This window comes from Listeria sp. PSOL-1 (genome assembly GCF_902806445.1).
Taxonomy (GTDB): domain Bacteria; phylum Bacillota; class Bacilli; order Lactobacillales; family Listeriaceae; genus Listeria.
On sequence record NZ_LR760298.1, the window covers coordinates 817736 to 839722 of the forward strand.

At 35.0% G+C, this 21987-nt stretch carries 21 protein-coding genes; 15 read left to right on the plus strand and 6 right to left on the minus strand.

Annotated elements, in window-relative coordinates:
* The first annotated feature begins 74 nt into the window (after positions 1–74).
* The 6 genes from G6Q10_RS04040 to G6Q10_RS04065 all read left to right on the plus strand — a co-directional run bounded on the left by G6Q10_RS04040 (position 75) and on the right by G6Q10_RS04065 (position 6239).
* On the plus strand, positions 75–1238 hold the full coding sequence (locus tag G6Q10_RS04040) for a betaine/proline/choline family ABC transporter ATP-binding protein (RefSeq protein ID WP_163653175.1): 1164 nt from the start codon (positions 75–77) through the stop codon (positions 1236–1238).
* Complete coding sequence (locus tag G6Q10_RS04045; protein ID WP_163653177.1) at positions 1239–1892, plus strand: ABC transporter permease; 654 nt, start codon at positions 1239–1241, stop codon at positions 1890–1892.
* A gap of 13 nt (positions 1893–1905) precedes the next feature.
* Complete coding sequence (locus G6Q10_RS04050; RefSeq protein WP_163653180.1) at positions 1906–2829, plus strand: osmoprotectant ABC transporter substrate-binding protein; 924 nt, start codon at positions 1906–1908, stop codon at positions 2827–2829.
* A gap of 18 nt (positions 2830–2847) precedes the next feature.
* Positions 2848–3519, plus strand: a complete 672-nt coding sequence (locus G6Q10_RS04055; RefSeq protein ID WP_163653183.1) for an ABC transporter permease — start codon at positions 2848–2850, stop codon at positions 3517–3519.
* Between the two features lie 97 nt (positions 3520–3616).
* A complete protein-coding gene (locus G6Q10_RS04060) occupies positions 3617–4447 on the plus strand; it encodes a hypothetical protein (protein WP_163653186.1) in 831 nt (276 codons plus the stop codon).
* A 139-nt stretch (positions 4448–4586) separates the two neighbouring features.
* On the plus strand, positions 4587–6239 hold the full coding sequence (locus tag G6Q10_RS04065) for a peptide ABC transporter substrate-binding protein (protein ID WP_163653190.1): 1653 nt from the start codon (positions 4587–4589) through the stop codon (positions 6237–6239).
* 199 nt (positions 6240–6438) lie between these two features.
* Here G6Q10_RS04065 and G6Q10_RS04070 read toward each other — a convergent pair whose 3' ends face one another.
* Complete coding sequence (locus tag G6Q10_RS04070) at positions 6439–7953, minus strand: ABC transporter permease/substrate-binding protein (protein WP_163653193.1); 1515 nt, start codon at positions 7951–7953, stop codon at positions 6439–6441.
* Positions 7950–8930: an ABC transporter ATP-binding protein gene (locus tag G6Q10_RS04075; protein ID WP_163653196.1), complete on the minus strand. Its 981-nt coding sequence runs from the start codon at positions 8928–8930 to the stop codon at positions 7950–7952. Before G6Q10_RS04075 ends, G6Q10_RS04070 begins: the two co-directional genes overlap by 4 nt.
* Before the next feature lie 160 nt (positions 8931–9090).
* Here G6Q10_RS04075 and murB point away from each other — a divergent pair, with 160 nt between their 5' ends.
* The 8 genes from murB (at position 9091) to G6Q10_RS04115 (ending at position 16342) form a co-directional block, all read left to right on the plus strand.
* Complete coding sequence (gene murB, locus G6Q10_RS04080; protein WP_163655721.1) at positions 9091–10020, plus strand: UDP-N-acetylmuramate dehydrogenase; 930 nt, start codon at positions 9091–9093, stop codon at positions 10018–10020.
* Positions 10013–11050, plus strand: coding sequence for an AI-2E family transporter (locus G6Q10_RS04085; protein WP_255464961.1), 1038 nt, complete (start codon positions 10013–10015; stop codon positions 11048–11050). The genes murB and G6Q10_RS04085 overlap by 8 nt, the downstream gene beginning before the upstream one ends.
* Positions 11051–11169: 119 nt before the next feature.
* Positions 11170–11508 carry a PadR family transcriptional regulator gene (locus G6Q10_RS04090; RefSeq protein ID WP_163653203.1) on the plus strand — a complete coding sequence of 113 codons (339 nt, stop codon included), beginning with the start codon at positions 11170–11172 and terminating at the stop codon, positions 11506–11508.
* Positions 11499–11909 (plus strand): permease prefix domain 1-containing protein, encoded by a 411-nt coding sequence (locus tag G6Q10_RS04095; RefSeq protein ID WP_163653206.1) that lies wholly within the window; start codon positions 11499–11501, stop codon positions 11907–11909. Before G6Q10_RS04090 ends, G6Q10_RS04095 begins: the two co-directional genes overlap by 10 nt.
* Complete coding sequence (locus G6Q10_RS04100; protein WP_163653209.1) at positions 11910–12695, plus strand: hypothetical protein; 786 nt, start codon at positions 11910–11912, stop codon at positions 12693–12695.
* A 604-nt stretch (positions 12696–13299) separates the two neighbouring features.
* A complete protein-coding gene (locus G6Q10_RS04105; protein WP_163653212.1) occupies positions 13300–14649 on the plus strand; it encodes a nucleotide sugar dehydrogenase in 1350 nt (449 codons plus the stop codon).
* A complete protein-coding gene (locus tag G6Q10_RS04110; RefSeq protein WP_163653216.1) occupies positions 14649–15929 on the plus strand; it encodes a glycosyltransferase in 1281 nt (426 codons plus the stop codon). The genes G6Q10_RS04105 and G6Q10_RS04110 overlap by 1 nt, the downstream gene beginning before the upstream one ends.
* Positions 15930–16114: 185 nt before the next feature.
* Positions 16115–16342: a hypothetical protein gene (locus G6Q10_RS04115; protein ID WP_163653218.1), complete on the plus strand. Its 228-nt coding sequence runs from the start codon at positions 16115–16117 to the stop codon at positions 16340–16342.
* A gap of 469 nt (positions 16343–16811) precedes the next feature.
* On the opposite strand, the gene G6Q10_RS04120 is transcribed toward G6Q10_RS04115, so the two are convergent.
* On the minus strand, positions 16812–18008 hold the full coding sequence (locus G6Q10_RS04120; RefSeq protein ID WP_163653220.1) for an MFS transporter: 1197 nt from the start codon (positions 18006–18008) through the stop codon (positions 16812–16814).
* 169 nt (positions 18009–18177) lie between these two features.
* Here G6Q10_RS04120 and G6Q10_RS04125 point away from each other — a divergent pair, with 169 nt between their 5' ends.
* Positions 18178–18705 carry a PadR family transcriptional regulator gene (locus tag G6Q10_RS04125; RefSeq protein WP_163653222.1) on the plus strand — a complete coding sequence of 176 codons (528 nt, stop codon included), beginning with the start codon at positions 18178–18180 and terminating at the stop codon, positions 18703–18705.
* A gap of 110 nt (positions 18706–18815) precedes the next feature.
* Here the strand turns inward: G6Q10_RS04125 and pflA are convergent, their stop codons facing one another.
* The 3 genes from pflA to mutL are packed head-to-tail and all read right to left on the minus strand — an operon-like array spanning position 18816 to position 21986.
* The gene (gene pflA, locus G6Q10_RS04130; RefSeq protein WP_163653224.1) at positions 18816–19583 is read right to left on the minus strand and encodes a pyruvate formate-lyase-activating protein; all 768 of its coding nucleotides are present in this window, start codon (positions 19581–19583) and stop codon (positions 18816–18818) included.
* On the minus strand, positions 19580–20167 hold the full coding sequence (locus G6Q10_RS04135) for a glycerol-3-phosphate responsive antiterminator (protein WP_163653226.1): 588 nt from the start codon (positions 20165–20167) through the stop codon (positions 19580–19582). Before G6Q10_RS04135 ends, pflA begins: the two co-directional genes overlap by 4 nt.
* A gap of 4 nt (positions 20168–20171) precedes the next feature.
* Positions 20172–21986 (minus strand): DNA mismatch repair endonuclease MutL, encoded by a 1815-nt coding sequence (gene mutL / locus G6Q10_RS04140; protein ID WP_163653228.1) that lies wholly within the window; start codon positions 21984–21986, stop codon positions 20172–20174.
* Position 21987 lies beyond the last annotated feature (1 nt).

Below are 21987 nucleotides of genomic sequence, written 5' to 3' on the forward strand. Positions count from 1 at the left end.
AGTAGGGAAAAATAAAAAGGTTATCTGGGAAAGTTGTATTTTCAACTAGATAAAGAAAAACGGAGGTGTAGCATGTGTTAAGGTTTGAACACGTATCTAAAATATATAAAGGTGGTAAAAAAGCGGTTAACAACCTTAATTTAAATATTAAGGAAGGGGAATTTATTTGTTTTATTGGCCCCAGTGGTTGCGGAAAAACAACGACGATGAAAATGATCAATCGCCTCATTGAACCAACTGAAGGGCAAATTTTTATTAATGATAAGGATATTATGCAAGAAGATGCGGTCAAACTTCGCCGTTCGATCGGCTACGTCATTCAACAAATTGGTTTGATGCCGCATATGACTATCCGTGATAATATTGTTCTTGTCCCTAGACTATTAAAATGGAAAGAAGAACGTAAAACAAAACGGGCAAAAGAACTGATTAAGTTGGTTGATTTACCTGAAGAATACTTAGATCGTTATCCATATGAGTTAAGCGGAGGACAGCAACAAAGAATTGGTGTTTTACGCGCACTCGCTGCAGAACAAAATTTGATCCTAATGGATGAGCCATTTGGCGCGCTTGATCCAATTACGCGTGATACTTTGCAAGAAGAATTTAAAAATTTACAACAAGAACTTGGGAAAACGATTATTTTTGTTACACATGATATGGATGAGGCGCTTAAGCTTGCAGATCGAATTGTTATTATGCAGGAAGGAGAAGTCGTCCAATTTGATACGCCAGATGAGATTTTAAGAAGTCCAGCTAATACTTTTGTTGAAAATTTCATCGGCAAAGATCGACTTATCCAAGCGCAGCCAGATGTAACACAAGTAGGACAAATTATGAATACCAATCCAGTCTCCATTACAGCAGATAAATCATTACAAATTGCGATTCAAACAATGAAAGAACGACGCGTAGATACACTTCTTGTTGTTGATGAAAATCAAGTACTTAAAGGCTTCATTGACGTGGAGCAAATTAATCTAAACAGAAAAACAGCTAAATCTGTTATCGATATCTTAGAAAAGAATGTGTTTTACGTTAATCAAAATACTTTGCTTCGTGATACAGTGCAAAGAATATTAAAACGAGGTTATAAATATGTACCTGTCGTAGATGATAATAAACGTCTTGTTGGGATTGTAACGCGTGCTAGCTTAGTTGATATGGTATATGATTCAATATGGGGCGAGGACGAAGAAGAGAAGACAACTGTGCCATCCGGACAGGGGGAAGACTAAATGCAGACATTCATTAATTTCTTTCAAGAAAATGGACACAATCTCTTCGTTCAAACTTGGCAACACCTTTATATCTCGCTTGCATCGGTGCTTTTAGGTATCGTCATCGCTGTTCCTTTGGGAATCCTCCTCACGCGTTCGCCTAAAGTTGCTAATTTTGTTATCGGAATTGTTAGCGTTTTACAAACCGTTCCGTCGCTTGCTATTTTAGCATTTATTATTCCAATTCTTGGAGTCGGGACACTTCCAGCGATTATTGCGTTATTTATTTACGCACTCTTACCAATTCTAAGAAATACGTTTATTGGCGTTAAATCTGTGGATAAAAATTTGATCGAATCAGGTCGCGGCATGGGGATGACAAATTTCCAGCTTATTATTTACGTAGAAATTCCAAATTCGATTTCTGTGATCATGGCTGGAATTCGCTTATCGGCAGTTTATATTATCGCTTGGGCAACACTTGCTTCTTACATTGGTGCAGGCGGACTTGGTGATTTTATTTTTAATGGTTTAAATTTATATCGTCCAGATTTGATTCTTGGAGGAGCCATTCCTGTTACTATTTTAGCGCTTATTGTTGAATTTGCACTTGGTAAACTCGAATTTCATTTAACACCAAAAGCGATTCGTGAATCAAGAAGTGATGGGTGAGGAGGAAAACAAAATGAAGAAGAAACTGATTTTATGTGTAAGCTTGTTGTTATCCTTCACCGTTATTTTGGCTGGATGTGCACTTCCTGGACTTGGAGGTGCTGGAAAGGATACGATTCGTATTGGCTCAATGACGACCACTGAATCCCAAATTGTTTCAAATATTGTCAAGGAACTAATTGAGCATGATACAGGTTTAAATGTTGAGCTTGTTAATAACCTAGGTTCATCCGTTGTACAGCACCAAGCAATGGTTAATGGAGATGTTGATATTACCGCCACCCGCTATACAGGAACAGATCTTGTTGGTCCATTAAAAGAGGCACCCATCAAAGATCCTAAAAAAGCCCTTTTAGCTGTTCAAAAAGGCTTTCAAGAGAAATTTCATCAAACATGGTTTAATTCCTATGGATTCGCGAATAGCTATGCTTTTATGGTACGCGAGGATACCGCAAAAGAATATCATTTAAAACAAATAAGTGATATGCACTCTGTACAAAATCAATTAGTGGCAGGCGTTGACAATTCTTGGATGGAAAGACAAGGCGATGGCTATAAAGCATTTTCCAGCGATTATCATATCGACTTTAAAAAAATTTTTCCAATGCAAATCGGTTTGATTTACACCGCTTTAAAAGAAAAACAAATGGATGTTGCCTTAGGGTACTCAACAGATGGACGGATTCCAACATATCATTTACGCGTATTAAAAGATGATAAGAAATTTTTCCCTCCATACGACGCTTCACCGGTTGCAACAGATCAAATTTTGAAAAAACATCCTGCAATCAAAGAATCATTAAATAAGTTAGCAGGGACGATTTCAACAGAAGAAATGCAGCGTCTTAATTACCAAGCCGATGGGAAATTAAAAGAACCTGCAGTGGTTGCTAAAGAATTTCTACAAAAACATAACTACTTTGAGAAAAAGAAATAAAGGAAGGGGCCCTAGAGCATGGAGACATTAAAACAGTTAATCAATTATTATGATACAAATGGCAGTTATGTACTGATCGAATTCTGGCGCCACTTTCTGATGAGTATTTATGGTGTCCTTTTTGCGAGCATTGTGGCGATTCCAGTAGGTATTTACATTGCAAGAAATAAACGTTTAGCTGGTTGGGTGATTCAAATAGCGAATATCATCCAAACAATCCCTGCTTTAGCAATGCTTGCTGTGTTGATGTTAATCATGGGCTTAGGTACAAATACCGTTATTATCGCACTGTTCTTGTACTCTTTACTGCCCATTTTAAAAAACACATATACTGGGATTAAAAATGTGGATGGGGCATTGCTTGAGTCTGGACGAGCCATGGGGATGACGAAATGGCAGGTGCTTAGGTTAGTTGAATTGCCACTTGCTTTATCTGTTATTATGGCTGGTATCAGAAATGCCCTTGTTATTGCTATTGGTGTTGCTGCCATTGGGACATTTATCGGCGCTGGTGGGCTTGGGGATATTATTGTTCGTGGTACAAATGCGACCAATGGAACGGCTATTATTTTAGCAGGAGCCATTCCAACAGCAATCATGGCCATTCTAGCTGATATTCTACTCGGTTTTGTTGAGCGTTTACTAAGTCCTATTAAAAATAAGAAAAAATCGTTTACACAAGCTTTATGATTTTTAATAAACATTAAAAATAACTCATCTCTTTCCCTCGAAATTTTCACTTCAATCCTTTATAATAAAGATATATAAGAATAAAGGTGTGATGAAAATGACGAATAAATTTGCAAAACAGCAGAAAAAGTTATTAGAGCAAGAGCATCGTTTGCCGTATACATTGAGTGATGAAAATCAACGTTATTCAATTACCATTTATCGAATGCTTGGCAAAATTTCTGGAATCGTTATTTTTAATCAAGAGGGGAACGTAGCAACATCGGATGAAGCTAAACGAATTGCGCATCAACTACAGAAATATACATTCTACTTTGATTATTTAAGTAAACGAGCGCATTCTGTTAAAGAACGAGATAGTGTTGTAGCTAAAAAGATTGAGCAATCCCAGTTCATCTTAAATGAACAACACCTATTCGGCCAAAAGATGCAAGTGGTGGTAAACGAGCTTGCTTTAGGACTTGAAGTCTACAAGCAAGAGCAACATAAGCTTGATATCTACCAAGATGATATTTCATTATTAAACGAAAAAATCAAAGAACAAAAAGAAATCCTCTCAGAAGACTGGAAAACAGCAGAAAATCTTTCTATTGAGTATAAAACAACAGCTTATGCACAAAGTATTGCTTTAGAACAAACACGTAAAAATCGGCATCAATTGATAAAATGGTATCACGAAAATCAAAAACAGCTTCCAAATCGTGAACGTAAAGATCTTGGAAAACTAGTATCTCTTTTAAGTGATATGAGCGCAGGACTTGTTTTCGATCAAATTATTTCACTGATTCCTTTACTTGAAAAAGGCTTAATGCTAGATAAAGAGCAAATACTAACAAAGCGTATTTTTGAATTTAATAAAGAATATGCAGCACGTTGCCATTTCTTTAAACCAAATACAAATAAAATAAGCCATTTAATCCGAAATTGAACCTTGAAACTAAGACCTTTTTCTTAGTTCAAGGTTTTTTATTTATGATAATTTAATGTCATTGGATCCTAATTGATTTGTTGGGAAGCAAATTCATGGTACAATGAGCTCAATCATGCACAGAAAGGGAGTTTTTCAGATGAAACGCTTAACAAAATATGTATCCTTTTTAATGGCCATTGTTTTTTTATTCATTACTTTTACAGCTTGTGAAAATAAAAGTAACAAGGGAAATGGAAGCAGTAAAGAAGCAAACTTTCTTGAGACAAGCGAACTTTTGACATTAAATACAACGGCTGATGAAGACTTTGCTAGTTTTACAGCTCAAAATCAAGTATTTGAAGGATTATATGGATTAAATGAAAAAGATGAGTTTGTACCAGCTGTCGCAAAGGCAATGCCAGTCATTTCTGAGGACCAAAAAACGTATACCATTCATTTGCGCTCTAATGCAAAATGGTCAGATGGTTCAAAACTTACAGCAGCTGATTTTGTTTATGCGTGGAGAAGAGCAGTCGATCCAAAAACAGCAACTGGATATGCATCGCTTTTCAAAGACACAGTCAAAAATGCCACAGAAATCAATGCTGGAAAACTCCCTGCAACACAATTGGGTGTAAAGGCAGTAGATGAAGAAACACTTAAAATAGAACTTAAAAAGCCTGTTCCTTATTTCCTTTCACTGCTTTCTTTTGAAACATTTTTTCCACAAAAAGAAGCTTTTCTCAAAAAACAAGGAGATAAATATGGAACAACAGCTAGTCATACATTGTACAATGGTCCTTTTATCATGAAAGAATGGCAGGGAAATACTGCTAAATCATGGGTTTATGCAAAAAACAAAAATTATTGGGATAAAGATAACGTAAAAATAGATATGATTCATGTGAATGTGTCCAAAGATATTAATGCTGGGATTAATTTATTTGAAACAAAAGAAGCTGATCTTGCTCCTTTATCAGGAGAATATGCAAAACGCTATAAAAACCGCACTGATTTTAAAACAGAGAAAGATTCGATGATCACTTATTTACGACTCAACCAAAAACGTGATGGCGAAAAGACACCACTTGCAAATAATGCTTTACGTCATGCAATAAACTTAGCGATTGATAAAGATCAGTTAACAAAAGAAATCCTTGGTGATGGCTCTTTTGCTGCCAATGGTTGGATTCCAAAAGATTTCACACAAAACCCCGAAACAGGTGCTGATTTCAGGAAAGATAGCGGGTCCCATTTAGTTTATAACAAAAGCAAGGCCAAAGAATACTTCCAGCAAGCCAAAAAAGAATTAAATATGAAGCAAATATCACTTGAACTTCTTGGCGATGATCAGGAAGTAACGAAAACACTATTTACTTATTTAAAAGATAAGTGGGAAGCAAACCTTCCTGGCTTAACTGTCAACATCAAAACGATGCCTGCAAAAGCGGCGATGCAGCTTACGCTTGATGGCCATTACGATATGTCACTTAGTTCATGGCTTCCAGATTTTAAAGATCCGTGGACGTATAGCAGCTTATTTTTATCGGATTATTATAACAACAGCATGAGCTATAGTAGCCCTAAATATGATCAGCTTGTGAAATCAACCGATACTGAACTTGCAACAAAGAAACAGGAGCGCTATCAAGCATTTATTGCGTCTGAAAAAGTTTTACTTGATGAAGATGCGGCAATTGTGCCTCTTTATCAGCATCAAACAGCTGTTTTACAAAATCCTAAGTTAACAGGAGTTAGAAAGCATTCATTTGGCTCTCCTTATAGTTTTAAATATGTAAGATTAAAATAAAAATCTTTGATAGACACAAAATAAATCGGCGACAAGCGCTTGCAGTTCGCATTAAAAAAGTTTGCCAGGCTTTCGGTTTCTGGCAAACTTCTTTAGTACAAACGCTTTCGTTCGATTTGTCGTGTTCAAAATGTAAAATCCAAGCTCTATTTTTCAAGAAAATAGAGCTTGGATTGCATGATATCCTAGATTTTTTTATTTATTTTAATAAATGATGCGTTTTTAGAAATTGTTTAGCCACTTCATTTGCTGATTTATTTTCAACGTTCACTTCATAATTCATCTTGCGCATTTCAGCATCAGTTATTTTTCCGGCTAATTTATTTAGTGGTTTTTTTAATTCAGGGTATTTTTTTAATGTTTTAGTGAGCATTAACGGAGCGCCCTGGTAAGGTGGGAAGAGCTTTTTGTCATCGGTTAATACTTTAAGATGATACTGTTCTAACTCACTATCCGTTGAGTAGGCATCTAAAAGATCGATGTCGCCTTCTTTAACGGCTGTATAACGCAATTTAGGCTCCATTGTTTTTAAATTAGCAAATTGAATGCCATATTTATCTTGAATCCCTTTGTAACCATCATTACGATCTTTGAATTCAAGTGTAAAGCCCGCTTTTACTTGATCTTCAACAGGAGCTAGGTCACTAATTTTTTCCAGATGATGTTGTTTAGCAAATTGACTAGAAACAGCTAGCGTATAAGTATTGTTATATTTCATCGGCTCAAGATAGCTCATTGCGAATTTTTTATTTAAGCCTTCTTTTGCTTGTTGATAAACTGCTTTAGCGTTATGCGTTTTAACTTTCTCTTTAAGGAAAGTCTCAAGCACCGTACCCGTGAACTCAGGATAAATATCAATATTTCCAGATTGCACAGCATTGAATAAAAAACTTGTTTTCCCCATATTGGGTTTTAAATTAACTTTTAAATCAGTTTCGTCTTCAATGACAAGTTTGTACATATTAATTAAGATTTCAGGTTCAGATCCAAGTTTTCCTGCAATTGTAATTTCTTTTTTGTTTGTCGTTAGATGAGGAACAATGACAATGGCTGCTGTAAGTAGAATGCCAATTGAAATTGTAATTAAAGTGCTTTTAAAGGAGGCTTTTTCCAAGAAGCGTAAAATGAAATCAAATAAAATCGCAAGTAACGCAGCTGGAATGGCACCAAGTAAAATCAAGCTATTGTTATTCCGATCAATTCCAAGTAAAATCAAATCCCCAAGCCCACCAGCACCAATTAAAGCGGCCAGAGTTGCTGTCCCAATGATAAGAACCATCGCTGTTCGAATTCCAGCCATAATCACAGGCATAGCAAGAGGTAGTTGTACTTTGTAAAGTCTGCGCCATCTGTTCATCCCCATTGCATGAGCGGCTTCCATGAGGGCAGGGTCTACTTCTTTAATGCCAGTATATGTATTTCGTAAAATTGGCAAGAGCGCGTAAATAACAAGTGCTACGATTGCAGGAAGAGTTCCAATTCCGACAATCGGTATAAGTAAGCCAAGTAATGCGAGTGAGGGTATCGTTTGAAAAATAGCTGCAATTTGAATAATGGGTTCGGATAAGCGCTTATGTCTTGTTAAAAAAATTCCAAGCGGTAAAGCGATTAAAACAGCAATAAATAATGAAATAAATGAAATCTGCATATGCTCAATAAGCGCTGTTAACAAGCTATCTTTACGTTCGATAAATGTTTGAAAAAGCGTATTCATTGCTTGTGACCTCCTGCTAGTTCTTCAGCCATAAATTTCATAACATGCTGTGCAGAAATGGCGCCAACCATTTGTTTTTTCTCATCCATAACAGGAATAATATGCTCATTTGCTAAGCGTTTTACTAATGTTTCAACGGTTTCGTCTAATGAAATGGTCGCTTCGCCATCGTTTTTTTTGTAAGGTAAGAAGAAGTCGCGTTCAACTAAGTCTCGTACAAACACATCATTTGGCGTAAGCTGTGGGGTTACGATATTACCTGATTCTAAAAAATCACGTACAAAGTCAGTTTCAGGATTTTTTAAGATATTTTCTGGCGTGTCACATTGCACAATTTCTCCGTCCTGCATTAAACAAATCCGATCACCAAGCGCAATCGCTTCTTGCATATCATGCGTTACAAAGACAATTGTTTTTTTTATTTTCTTCTGTAAATTGGAAATATCTTGTTGTAATTTTTGCCGTGAAAGGGGATCAAGCGCACTAAATGGTTCATCCATCAAAATAATACTTGGATTAGCAGCAAGCGCTCGAACGACGCCAACGCGCTGTTGTTCACCACCGGACAATTCTTCTGGCTTCCGAGTTCGGTAGCTAGCAGGATCAAGTCCAACCATTTCAAGTAATTCGGTGGTTCTGTTATAAATTTCTTCTTTTGACCATTTTTTCATTTCTGGAACGATAGCAATATTTTCTTCAATCGTCATATGCGGAAAAAGAGCAATTTGTTGTAGAACATAACCGATATTATAGCGCAATTCATGAATGTCATAATCACTGATTGGTCTTTCTTTAATATAGATCGTTCCATCTGTGAGGGAGATAAGCCGATTGATCATTTTAAGCGTCGTTGTTTTTCCGCAACCACTTGGGCCGATAAATACAAAAAATTCTCCATCTTTAATATCAAGATTGATATGATCAACAGCTATTTTATCTTCTATATATTCCTTTGTAACGTTTTCAAAGCGAATCATAAGTTCCTCCTTTTTATGCCAGAAAGCGAATATCTGTTCCATACCCGAATTTACCAGTTTTTAACCATAAATACAAATATTTAACTTCGCTTTATCTTTATAATCATGTTAAAATGAAAAAAGGAGACACATATTGATGAGAGGTTTTGAAAGAGTAATGATGATACTTAATGATTTAAAAAGAATAAATGCGAAACTTTTGATACAAGAAAATGAACCATTAGCTCATTACACATATACAAAAACGGGCGGTAATGCTGATTACTTCATCAGACCAAAAACAAGTGAAGAAGCGGCACAAGTTGTAAAGTACTGCCATGATAATCATGTGCCACTCACTGTTCTTGGAAACGGCTCGAATTTAATTATAAAAGATGGTGGCATTCGTGGCGTTGTTCTCCATCTTGATTTACTAGATCATATTAAACGTGAAAATACTACGATTATTGCTGGAAGTGGGGCAAAGCTAATTCAAGTTTCTAAAGCAGCACTTGATTTTCAGTTAAGCGGGCTAGAGTTTGCGTGTGGCATTCCAGGATCAGTAGGGGGCGCATTATATATGAACGCTGGTGCTTATGGTGGTGAGATTAGTGATGTATTAGAAGAGGCTACCGTCCTCACCATGTCTGGTGAGTTGCTTCAGCTTAATCGTAAACAACTAAAAGCGCAATACCGACATAGTACAATTGCTGAAAAAAACTATATCGTCTTAGAAGGAAAATTTGCTCTTACGCTTAAAGAACATGTAATCATTGAAGCGAAAATGGCAGAGTTAACAGAAGCGCGCGAATCGAAACAACCACTTGAATATCCTTCTTGCGGAAGTGTCTTTAAACGACCACCAGGCTTTTTTGCTGGTAAATTAATTCAAGACTCAAAACTTCAAGGAGAGTCGATCGGTGGGGCACAAGTATCCATGAAGCATGCTGGATTTATCGTCAATACAGGGGATGCAACGGCGACTGACTATTTGCGACTAATTCAACACGTGCAACAGATTGTTTTCGATAAATTTGGTGTGTTACTTGAAACCGAAGTAAAAATCATCGGAGAAGATGCTAAAGAGAGGACGAAGAATTTTGATAAATGAATTAACAGAGCTATTTAAAAAACGTGGCGTAAGAAGGATATTTGTTTTTATTTTACTTGCTTTTGTTCTTTATTTACTGCGTAGCATGATGAATATTATTTTACTAACTTTTATTTTTTCATTTTTAATTACTCGTTTAGAGAATTTTATTTTAAAAAGGGTATCGATTTATCGACCAATTATCGTCCTTGTTTTATATGTGCTTATTGCAACTGGGCTAACGTTTGTCGTTGTTACGTATTCGCCTGTTTTAGCTGACCAGCTTAGCCAGTTGTTTAAATTTGTTAATACTTTTTTTACAACAAATACGAATAACGACTTCGTGAATTATCTTATCAAAACAGCGAATGAAATTGACTTTATGAAATATACTGAACAAGGTGTACAAGTGGCCATTACCTACTTAAAGAATCTTGGTGCAGTAGCTATGAATGTTTTTATCGCGCTTATTTTAAGTTTATTTTTCTCACTTGGAAGAACGCATTTAATTCGTTTTACAGAACAATTTGCTACAAGTAAAATTGATTTTATTTATGAAGAAATGAAATATTTTGGTAGTAAATTTACTGCGACATTTGGTAAAGTGATTGAAGCACAGTTTCTGATTGCGATTGTAAATTGTGTGCTGACAACAATTGCATTATGGATCCTTGGTTTCCCGCAGCTAGTCACACTTTCGATTATGGTCTTTTTACTTGGCTTGATCCCTGTTGCTGGAGTAATTATTTCAATGATTCCACTTGTTATCATCGCCTACACCATTGGAGACATCCAATATGTTATTTATATTCTTATTGTTGTTGTTGTGATTCATGCGCTTGAATCCTATATTTTAAACCCAAAGTTGATGTCAGCAAAAACGGATTTACCGGTGTTTTACACATTTATTATTTTAATATTTGGTGAGCACTTGTTTGGCGTTTGGGGTCTGATTATTGGGATTCCTGTTGTGATGTTTTTCTTAGATATTCTTGGTGTCACAGATCGTGCTGAACATTTACTTGAAAAAACCCCTAAAGTGAAAAAATAAGTGGTTGATGCCTCTAGCAAATGTGCTAGAGGTTTTTATTTTGATAATTACTTTGACAGATAGAGTAATTGATGTTAAACTCTACCAGGTAGAGTAATTTTTTGTTTTAGGAGGGGATCATGATAAGAAGTGATATCTTGCGAGGCCATGTGGATTCGATTATTTTACGTATTTTACTAGATCATGATTCTTATGGATATGAAATTTCAAAAGAGATTAGTGAACGGACAAACGAGCGATTTCAAATCAAAGAAGCAACATTATACGCTGTTTTTCAGCGCTTGGAAAAGAAGAACTTTATCAAAAGTTACTATGGGGATCGAAGTCATGGTGGAAAAAGAAAGTATTACACAATAACGGCGCAAGGAAAAATGTATCTAGATGATATGACCCAAGAATGGCAAGAAATTAAAGAAATTATGGCTGTGTTTTTGGAGGAGAGAGAAAATTGGAAATAATATATGAATTTGTTGATAAACTTTTTAAAGATGTACCTGATAGTCATCATGCTAAGCAAATGAAAGAAGAGATATTACTTGATATGGAAGAGAAAGCACATGACTTAATGAACGAAGGGAAGTCAAAAGAAGATGCAATCAATAAAGTATTGGTCGATTTTGGCGATTTTGATGAGGTTAAGGAAGCGCTTAAAATTGGAGACAGTAAAAAATTGGCTTTTGCAAAACTAAATTTAGATTTTTCAATTTGGGGAAGTGGGCTATTTATTCTGTTATTTGTTTTTATTAATTTTTACTATACACCAAAAACAATTTGGTTTATTTATCCCACCTTTACCATTTTATGGTGGCCACTCGCCATGTTTTATTACTGGCATCGTAAAAAAGAGGAGGTAAAATAGATGGATAAAAGTATACGTAGCTTTTTATTTTTTAGCTGCTGCTTGGTCATTGCTTTTCTTGTTGCATTGAATTTGCTTGTTTTTGATAAGGGACATTGGTCTATTTATTTATCTATTTTACTTTTATCACCCGCTTATTTCTTTTTATTTGGGAAAAAATATTTTAAAAGCCATGCTGTTTTTTCTAGTTTATTCGTTTTGACCGCACTTACCTTAGTCAATTATTTTGAATCACCAATATACGCCTGGGTGGTATTTGCGATTCCTGCAGTATGTGCATGGCCGGCGGTTATTATTGGCGGAAAGAAGAGCGGGGAGTCTGGCTATGCTTTTCTTATAAGTACAATGCTTGCCCTTAGTTATATTGGTTTAAATTTGTCTTTTGAAACTCGATTTCCATTTAGTATTTTTACCACTTTTGTCATCTATTGGTGGCCACTTGCCGTTACTTTTGCAAGGTTTTTGCGAATATTCTCTGTTGTGGGTACAATTTGGACGACTCTTTTTTTTATGGTTACAAATCTAGTCACAACTGATACAATCTGGTGGATTTATCCTGTTTTTGCCTTATTATTTTGGCCGCTTTCGTTGTTTTTTGCACGTTATCTTTTTGCATATTCGATTTTAGCCACTTTGCTTCTTAGTATTTTCTTTATTACGGTGAATGTGATTACAACCCCTCATGTGATTTGGGCCATTTATCCAATTTTTGGCATCCTATTTTGGCCGCTTGCTATGTATTTTTTTGTTTATCGGAGGAGGGGGGTTAGAAGGCTTTTTTCTTGATTTATTGTAATTTATAGTTTTAAAAACGGTAAGGGGTAAGTAATCTCCCTTACTGTTTTTTATATTCTTATTTTTTAATGAAAACAATTTCATGAATCAAATATTTAAAGACAATCATTATTTTATGGAAATTATCATAAAATTTTCATATTATGTACTATTTTTACTTAACTATTATAAGCTTTATACACGATCATTTATTATAATGAAGATAGTGCCAAAACGTGTGAAATAAAACGATTTTTTAGTATTATATTCTATAAACTATTATTTTGACCGCTCACTGGGTGTTTTTTTAGATTAAAATAAAAAACAGCAAGGGAAAATAGTATTTCTTCTTTTGCTGTTTTTATATTATATCCTATTTTTATTGATCTCTTTATTTTTCATTGACAGTAAATTTTATTTTACAAGGATATCTATATTTTTTATATTCTACAAATTTTAAAATTAAATGTCAAATTTATTGTCTTTTATCGAAAAATTCTTGTTATGATTTATGAAATGTGTTATCCTAACAATCATAACAATTAGATAATTTCCACTACATAAAAAACGATTGGTTCTTTCTCAAGGAATTATTGCCTAAATACAAGCGAAAGGAATGATTAATATAGCGGTCAATATTCAAGAACAACCAAAAGAATTATTATTGTCAAAAATTAAAGCACGAGAAGCTAAGGTAGGTGTTATTGGTCTTGGTTATGTAGGTTTACCACTTGCGATGGAGCTTGTTTTTGCCGGATATACAGTCGTTGGAATTGATATTGATTTAACTAAGGTAGAAAGTTTAAATCAAGGAAAATCACATATTTTAGATGTGCCAGAAGAGCATATTGAAAAAGCAATTCAAAGAGGTCAGTTTCAAGCAACTGATGATTTTTCAATGATAGGTGAATTGGATACGGTGAGTGTATGTGTGCCAACGCCACTCAATGAAAACCAAGAACCAGATATAAGTTTTATTACCTTTACAGCAGAAAAAATCCTTGCTCATATGAAGAACCCACTATTAATTTTACTTGAAAGTACAACCTATCCAGGAACGACACGTGAACTGTTTGCTGATAAATTTGAATATTCCGGAAAAAGGGTAGATGAAGATTATTTTTTATGTTTTTCACCAGAAAGAGTAGATCCAGGAAATGAGAAATTCCAAACAAAAAGTATTCCAAAAGTTATCGGTGGATTGACTCCAGGAAGTTCTGAATTAGCAGAATCATTGTACAGTAAAGTGCTTGATGAAGTTGTACTTGTAAGTTCACCAGAGACAGCGGAAATGAGTAAATTACTTGAAAATACATTCCGAAGTGTAAATATTGCATTTGTGAATGAAATGGCATTGATGTGTGAGCGAATGGGACTTGATATTTGGGAAGCAATTGATGCAGCAGCGACAAAGCCTTTTGGATTTATGCCATTTTATCCAGGTCCTGGTGTTGGTGGACACTGTATTCCTTTAGATCCAATGTACCTTCATTGGAAAGGAAAACAAAATAAGTTTTTTAATAAATTTATTGAAACAGCACAAGAAATTAATATGAATATGCCATATCATGTAGTGAATAAAATTCAAGATGCACTGAATACACAGGGGAAATCGCTGAAAGATTCACAGGTACTTTTAGTTGGAGCCGCTTATAAAGCTGATATTAATGATGTTCGTGAATCGCCATCCTTAGATATATATGAAATTTTAAAAAAACAAGAGGCCGTTGTTTCAGTATTAGATCCCTTCGTTGCGAATTTTCGTGACCAAAACGGAAAGCTTGTCCATGTCGCAAAAAGTGATATGTGTCAATTCAGTCAATATGACTGTGTGGTCCTTTTAACGAAACACAGTACGATCAACTATGATGAATTAATGAAAGAAAGTAAGATCATTGTTGATATGTGTCATGTTTATAAAGAGCAAAAGATAGATAAAGTTCATAGAATTGGTGGAGGGTGTTAATGGAAAAAGAGAACAAAAAGGGAACACACATATTTTTGTCGCTATTTACTTTTGTGTTATGTGCTTTATTAATCGGTATGATAGGATTCTGGAGAACAGGTGCTGTTTCAACAGCTTTCAGTATTTATGGATGGGGAATGATCATTTACCTTGTCATTAAAACTGGTTTATCAATGTTATATAAAGTAGATAAAAGTACGCCACCTGATTTAAAAGTTACGGTTGTGATCCCTTTGTATAATGAATCGAAAGAGGCCCTTTTTAAGCTTTTAGTTGGGCTTGAAAAGCAGACCTATCCAGTACAAGAAATTTTTATTGTCGATGATGGAAGCCCAGTAGATATTATTGATGATTTGAAACAAGATTTAAAGAAGAACATGAATCCAGCTTTTATAGAAAAAATCCATATGCACAAATTAAAGGAAAATCAAGGGAAGCGAGTTGCTCAAGCCTATGCTTTTAAGCGAGGTAAAGGAGAGATTTTTTTCACAATGGATTCAGATGGTGAAATTTATCCGGATACCCTTTATGAACTCATGCGCCCATTTAGTAATCCAAAAGTTCAGGCAGTTACAGGACACATCAATGCGCGTAATCGTAAAAATTCTTTACTATCCTATTTACTGGATATGAGATATGATAATGCGTTTCGAGTGGAGCGTGCTTCACAATCTGTAACAGGGAATATTTTGGTTTGCTCTGGTCCGATTAGCTGTTATCGTCGCTCTGTTGTTATAGACAACTTGGATCGATATTTAAATCAGACGGTCCTAGGAGCTCCAGCACATGTTGGGGATGATCGTTGTTTAACCAATTACGCTAATGAGCTTGGTAAAACCGTATATCAAGAAACGGCTAAATGTATTACAGACGTTCCTGAAAAAATAGGTGTTTTTTTGAAACAACAAACAAGATGGAGCAAATCATTTTTTAGAGAAACCTTTATTTCGATGAAGCTAGTTAAAAAGAAACCTGTTATTTTTATTTGGTCAGTGATAGAACTTGGACTTTGGCTTGTTTTTTTATTGGCCATTTCTTATAATCTTATCTTTTACTTTTTTGATCTTACATGGCAAGATTGGTTATTTTACTTGGTTTTAGCTTGCTTATCCGCTTATGCGCGAAACGTTCATTATATGCTTAAGTATCCGTTTTGTTATTTACTAGCACCGATCTATGGACTATTTCATTTCTTTACGATTCATATTGTTAGACTTATTGCTCTTTGTACGCTTCGAGTGAATAAATGGGGAACTCGTTCAAATAGCATTGGAGAATGATGAAACTGAAAAAGAGCCCTCTACCTTTTGCAAGGGTAGAGGTTTTTAATGTAAGAAAAGAAAATTATCAATATTTCTGTAGTTATGTTTTTAATTGTTACTTATGAATAAAAATGGGCATTTTTGGTTTTTATTTTCTCTTTGTGCTATGCTTAAATTACCATATACAAAAAGGTGGAGAAGTAATGAATCATATGTTACTGTTAGGAACACTTGTATTATCGTTGTTAATTGGTTTTTTAAATAGTTTGAATACTTTTTATAGTTATTTAGCTGTTCCAGTGGGCATTATTATTGCGGCTATATTTCTATGGAGAAGGGAAACAAAAGAAACCCCTGTAGAGTTTGTTTTGGATATTATTATTGCAGTTTTTGGCTTTGCCATAGGAACATTTTTTGCAAATCTAATTTGAGAAATAAGAAGATTTGTAAAAGAAAGGTGTGTTTAAATGGATAAACTAAGTAAAATGTATAGTTACATAAATTGGCCCATTGTTATGTTTATAGTTTTATTGTTTGTTTTATTTTTTGATTTAAAATTATGGGTAGCCTTAGCGATATATATAATTATTGTATTGATTGACTCTGCTGTTATGTATATTCGAAAAGATACGAAGAAATTTAAATGGAATATTTTATTTGCACTTGTATTAGTAGTATTATTATTTCTTTTTGGTTAATTGATTTTCAACTTGCTTTATTCTAAATAAAATAGAGCAGGAGAAGTAAAGCAAATGATTTTTAGAATTTTTTTAATGGGATCCGGCTATCGAATATTAATTCATTTTTCTAGTTTACATAATATATATTATAGGAAGTAATAAACGAAATAAAAACCTGAATAACTGATCAGGTTTTTACTCAAACCAAACTCACTTTCACTTATGAAGCCTGGTGTATGGAATGGATTTTATCTTTCACTTTTTCTTCAATCGGTTTAATTTTTAAAAATAAAAGTGCTATTGCTGCTATACATAATACGGCAGCGACAATAAATGGTATGTTAGCACCAAACATTTCGCTAATAAGCCCTGACATTAACGGTGCAAATGCAGCGCCTAACCAACGAACAAAATTATACGCACCACTTGTGATACTACGCTCATGTGGTGAATGTTCCATGACGGTTGTTGTAAATAACGCATTGTTAACACCTAATACAAGACCAGACAAAATAATTAAGCATATATCGACCCAGCGTATATCAATCACTCCAAGGAACAGCAAGATTAAGGCGCATATACATAAAGAAAACTTAAGAATTAGTTTAGGATTTAAATACTGTTCAAGTAGATGTGAAATTTTTGCAGAGCCTAAAGCTAAGCATAATCCCCATGCAAAAAATACAAATCCAATTTGGATAGCTGATAACCCTAAAATAAGTGGCGAATAAGCTAAAATGGTAAAAAAACAATAATAATAAAACATACCACTTAATGCAATTTGGAGAAAAGGTTTATGTGTAAATAAGTGTAGCATTTGTTTAATAGGAACGTTTTGTTTCGTCTTCTTAACAACTCTTCTGTCAGGTTCTTTTACTTTGAATAAAATTAATAAAAAGGCGATAAAAATTAATGTTGCTGTAGCGTAAAATGGATAACGCCATGAAATATTTCCAAGTATACCACCAAGTAATGGGCCAAATGCCATTCCGAGCCCCATTGCTGCTTCATAGAGACCAATCGCATGGCTTGGTGTGATAGAAAGTCCAATTAGCATAGTCATTGCAGTGGCTAAAAACATTGCATTCCCAAATCCCCAACCAGCTCGAAAAATAGAAAGCGCTGTTATACTATCTGAAAAACCACATAGTAAGGCAAAAATCGTTACAATAAATAAACCCATGACAATTAAGCGCTTATCTCCTAATCTTCCAGCGACAATACCAATTGGAATCATCATAATTGCCATTGTGAAAATATAAGCTGTAAATAGCATTTCCACTTGTGAATGTGTAGCGCCAATATTTGCTGCAATCGATGGTAATAATGGGTCTACAATGCCTATCCCCATAAACGCTAGCAAAGATGCAAGTGCTGTAATCCATTTCCCTAATTTTTTTTCTTGTTCATCTAACATATTTTGTATGCACTTCTTTCCCCTAAAATAATTTTCTTACTTATTATTAAGTTTACGGCAAAGAGTTATATATGTCAATAATTACATATATAATTATTGACATATAATTTGTTTTCTTTAAATTTTTGTCATACAATAAAAGTATTGAAATGCTAAAGGTGGTTAGAAGATGCCAAATATTTTAGGGTTTACTCTACTGGAAATGATTGCACGTGAAGCATCTAGTGGCTATGAGCTTGCCCATCAACTTAAAATCATGCAAAATACGCATCATAGTCAAATTTATCCTTCTCTTTCGGATCTTGAGGAAAAAGGCTTTCTCATTGTTCATGTGCAAAAGCAAGAAGGAAAACCAAATAAAAAAGTTTATTCCATTACGGAGCTAGGCTTGAATGCGCTTAAAGAATGGGCTAATAGTACTTTAAAGCCCCCTGTTATTCGTGATGAATTTATTATTAAACTACAATTAGATTGGTTGGAACCTGAACAGACCAATGAACTACTACATGAGCGAAAAAAATATTTAGAAAATCAAAAAAGTTTGATCACAGAAACGCTTTTTAAATTTAAAAAAACACTGGGTTTAACTACGGAAGCTGAATGCAATCAAAATATGCCATATCAGATTTATGCCCGGCGGTTAGATTTAGTTACAGCTGAGATAGAATGGTGTGATCGCTTATTGCAACGTAAATAAAACAAAGTAGAAAGCGCTCGCAGTTAATATTAAACAATTTGCCAGACTTCCGGTTCTCCGGTTTCTGGCAAATTGTTTCTTAAAAAATATAGCTATGTCTTAGGCTCATTTTACTTTTTATTGACTTGAACTTTAGCATACTTATCAGTTTCTAAGATTTTGTTAGCTAGTTTAATCATCTCTTTGTTTGGTGTAGGGGTTCCTTCTAGTGGATAGCGAATACCTAACTGTTCCCACTTATAAACACCCATTGTATGATAAGGCAGTACTTCTACTTTTTTTACATTGGGTAGTTTTGAGATGAAATCATGGAGTTTTTGTAAATCAGTTGGGTCATCGGTTTTTGCTGGAATTAATACATGGCGAACCCAAATGGGCTGGTTTTTGTCACGTAAATAATGTGCAAAATCAAGAACGGGTGCATTAGATTTTGTAGTAAGTTTGAGATGTTTCTCGGGATCTATCTGTTTAATATCAAGCAAGATTAAATCGGTTAATGCTAGCAGCTTATCTAGCTTTGAAATGAAGATAGGGTCACGAGTAAAACAGCCACCGCAGCTATCAATTGTAGTATGGACACCTGCTTTTTTGCAGAGTGTAAACAATTCAATTAAAAAATCAATTTGAAGTAACGGTTCCCCGCCGCTTACTGTGATTCCACCACCAGAGTTATCCCAAAATTCACGATAACGAATCGCTTCCTTAAATACATCCTCTGCTGTTCGTTTTGTCCCAGTGCCAATTTTCCAAGTATCTGGATTATGGCAAAACTGGCAGCGTAATAAACACCCTTGCATAAATATAATATATCTAATTCCTGGGCCATCCACAGTTCCCATTGTTTCTACTGAGTGGATTCCACCAAAAATCGTTGTCATAACGAATCGCTTCCTTTTAACAGACTTTTAGACCAGAGTTCTTTGTTTGAAGTGGTGATGGCTTTAGCTCCAGCAGCAAGTGCTTGATCAATTTGCTTTTTTGTTGTAATAAGTCCACCGGCAATAATTGGGATGGAAACTTTTGTTGTCATTTTTTTTATTTCAGTTGGAATGATCCCAGGTAAAAGCTCAATGGCGTCGGGTTTTATTTTTTCAACGAATGAAATCCCTTTTTCATAAGCGCTGGAATCGATCATAAAAAGACGCTGAATAGCAAAAACACCCTGTTGTTTCGCTTTAGCCACAACATTTGCTCGGGTTGAAATAATTCCTGCTGGTCTTACTTCTTGGCAAAGAAACTCAACGCCATAATCATCATTTTTTAGTCCAGCAATTAAGTCCGCGTGCAATAAAACCTTTTTATGGTTTCGTTGTGCTAATTTTAGTAACGGCTTTAACTGGGCAATATGACTTTCTAGCATGACGAAGTATTGTATATTGGCATTTTGACAAATTTTTTCAATATCTTTTTGATGTCTTGCTGCTGGGATAATAGGTTGATTTATGAATTGTAATTTTTTCATTATTCTACATCACGCGTTTAAACATTTTTTCAAGCTCATAAGTTGTGTACTGAATGATAACGGGTCTACCATGTGGACAAGTAAATGGATCACTTGCCGCGCGAAGAGTATCTAGAAGAACTTCCATATCTTTATTGGTCAAATAATGATTGGCTTTGATTGATTTTTTGCAACTCATCATAATGGCTGTATCTTCGCGTAATTTGTGAATGCTAATATTTGGTGAGTGAATAGCTTCATCAATAATATCACGTAGCATCTCTTCTTCTTCTCCTTTTGGAAACCAGGTAGGATGTGAACGAATAATATAACTATTTTGGCCAAAGTCTTCTAAAAATACGCCAACTTCCTCTAACTTTGCCTTTTGTTCAGCTAGTCGTATATATTCATCATTTGAAAATTCAAGGACAATAGGAACAAGTAACTCCTGCAATTCGCGTGCAACTTCTCCAATTTTTTCTCTGAAAAATTCATATTTTATCCGTTCTTGGGCGGCGTGTTGATCAATGATATAAAGACCGTTTTCATTTTGCGCTAGAATATAAGTCGCATGCATTTGGCCGATGGGGTACATTTTTGGCATTCTATTCACTTGCTCTTTTGTCGCAGGTGCGGGCTCTAATGTTTCTTCTGATTGATAAAGTGTTTCTTGTTCTTTTATTACTGGGACGTCTGGATCTGGCACAAAGTCAGGAATATTTGGTTTTTGAAAAAGTACGGGTGCTGGTTTTTCATCTTGTTGTTCCACATTTTTAGGAGGATCAAAATTCATATTTAATTGCTCAGAATCTTGTTTTTGCTTTTTCGAAATTTCTCCTTCTGGAATGAGTTGTAATTTATGAAATGCTTTTTTGAGCATATCTGTTATTAAAGCGCTAAGTTCTTTCTCTTTGCTAAGCCGTACTTCAAGTTTTGCTGGATGAACATTAACATCAACAATGGTTGGGTCCATTTCAATTTGTAAAATAATAATCGGAAAACGGCCAATGGGTAAAAGCGTATGGTAGCCTTCTTGGATTGCTTTAACTAGTGCAAAGTTTTTGATGTAGCGGCCGTTGATGATGGTTGAAATATAATTTCTATTTGAACGATTTATTTCTGGCAGAACAGCGTAACCGGAAATTGTAAAATCAAGGGAACGCGCATGAACAGAAGCAGCTTTTTTAGCAATAGAAACCCCATAGATTGCTGCAATCACTTGCCGTAAATCGCCATTTCCATTTGTTGATAAAATGGCTTTGCCGTTATGGCTTAGTCTAAAGCTGATATCAGGGTGTGCGAGTGCTAAGCGATTAATAATGTCTGTGATATTACCAAGTTCGGTTGGCAAGCTTTTTAAATATTTTAGTCGAGCGGGTGTATTAAAAAATAACTGACTCACTTCAATTTGTGTCCCTTTACGTGAAGTGCTGCTTTGTAGTTCTTTTTGTTTGCCGCCTTCGAGAATAATTTTTGTACCAGGGCCCTCTCCAGTTGACGTGGTCATTTCTAGATGTGAAACAGAAGCGATACTTGGCAAAGCTTCACCGCGAAAGCCAAGGGTATGAACGTGAAAAAGGTCATGTTCATTTTTAATTTTACTTGTTGCGTGTCGTAAAAAAGCCGTTGGAACATCTTCTGGATTGATTCCGATTCCATTGTCAATGACAGTGATTTTGTTTAAGCCGGCTTCTTCAATTAAGATATCAATAACCGTACTATCTGCATCAATCGCATTCTCTAGTAGTTCTTTAACGACAGAAGAAGGACGTTCCACAACTTCTCCTGCCGCAATTTTATTTGATAGTGCATCGGTTAGTTCAATGATTTTATGAGGCATA

Coding starts and splice junctions, on each gene's coding strand:
- G6Q10_RS04045 (WP_163653177.1), top strand. CDS start 1,239: ATGCAGACATTCATTAATTTCTTTCAAGAAAATGGACACAATCTCTTC.
- G6Q10_RS04050 (WP_163653180.1), top strand. CDS start 1,906: ATGAAGAAGAAACTGATTTTATGTGTAAGCTTGTTGTTATCCTTCACC.
- G6Q10_RS04055 (WP_163653183.1), top strand. CDS start 2,848: ATGGAGACATTAAAACAGTTAATCAATTATTATGATACAAATGGCAGT.
- G6Q10_RS04060 (WP_163653186.1), top strand. CDS start 3,617: ATGACGAATAAATTTGCAAAACAGCAGAAAAAGTTATTAGAGCAAGAG.
- G6Q10_RS04065 (WP_163653190.1), top strand. CDS start 4,587: ATGAAACGCTTAACAAAATATGTATCCTTTTTAATGGCCATTGTTTTT.
- G6Q10_RS04070 (WP_163653193.1), bottom strand. CDS start 7,953: ATGAATACGCTTTTTCAAACATTTATCGAACGTAAAGATAGCTTGTTA.
- G6Q10_RS04075 (WP_163653196.1), bottom strand. CDS start 8,930: ATGATTCGCTTTGAAAACGTTACAAAGGAATATATAGAAGATAAAATA.
- murB (WP_163655721.1), top strand. CDS start 9,091: ATGATACTTAATGATTTAAAAAGAATAAATGCGAAACTTTTGATACAA.
- G6Q10_RS04090 (WP_163653203.1), top strand. CDS start 11,170: ATGATAAGAAGTGATATCTTGCGAGGCCATGTGGATTCGATTATTTTA.
- G6Q10_RS04100 (WP_163653209.1), top strand. CDS start 11,910: ATGGATAAAAGTATACGTAGCTTTTTATTTTTTAGCTGCTGCTTGGTC.
- G6Q10_RS04105 (WP_163653212.1), top strand. CDS start 13,300: ATGATTAATATAGCGGTCAATATTCAAGAACAACCAAAAGAATTATTA.
- G6Q10_RS04110 (WP_163653216.1), top strand. CDS start 14,649: ATGGAAAAAGAGAACAAAAAGGGAACACACATATTTTTGTCGCTATTT.
- G6Q10_RS04115 (WP_163653218.1), top strand. CDS start 16,115: ATGAATCATATGTTACTGTTAGGAACACTTGTATTATCGTTGTTAATT.
- G6Q10_RS04120 (WP_163653220.1), bottom strand. CDS start 18,008: ATGTTAGATGAACAAGAAAAAAAATTAGGGAAATGGATTACAGCACTT.
- G6Q10_RS04125 (WP_163653222.1), top strand. CDS start 18,178: ATGCCAAATATTTTAGGGTTTACTCTACTGGAAATGATTGCACGTGAA.
- pflA (WP_163653224.1), bottom strand. CDS start 19,583: ATGACAACGATTTTTGGTGGAATCCACTCAGTAGAAACAATGGGAACT.
- G6Q10_RS04135 (WP_163653226.1), bottom strand. CDS start 20,167: ATGAAAAAATTACAATTCATAAATCAACCTATTATCCCAGCAGCAAGA.
- mutL (WP_163653228.1), bottom strand. CDS start 21,986: ATGCCTCATAAAATCATTGAACTAACCGATGCACTATCAAATAAAATT.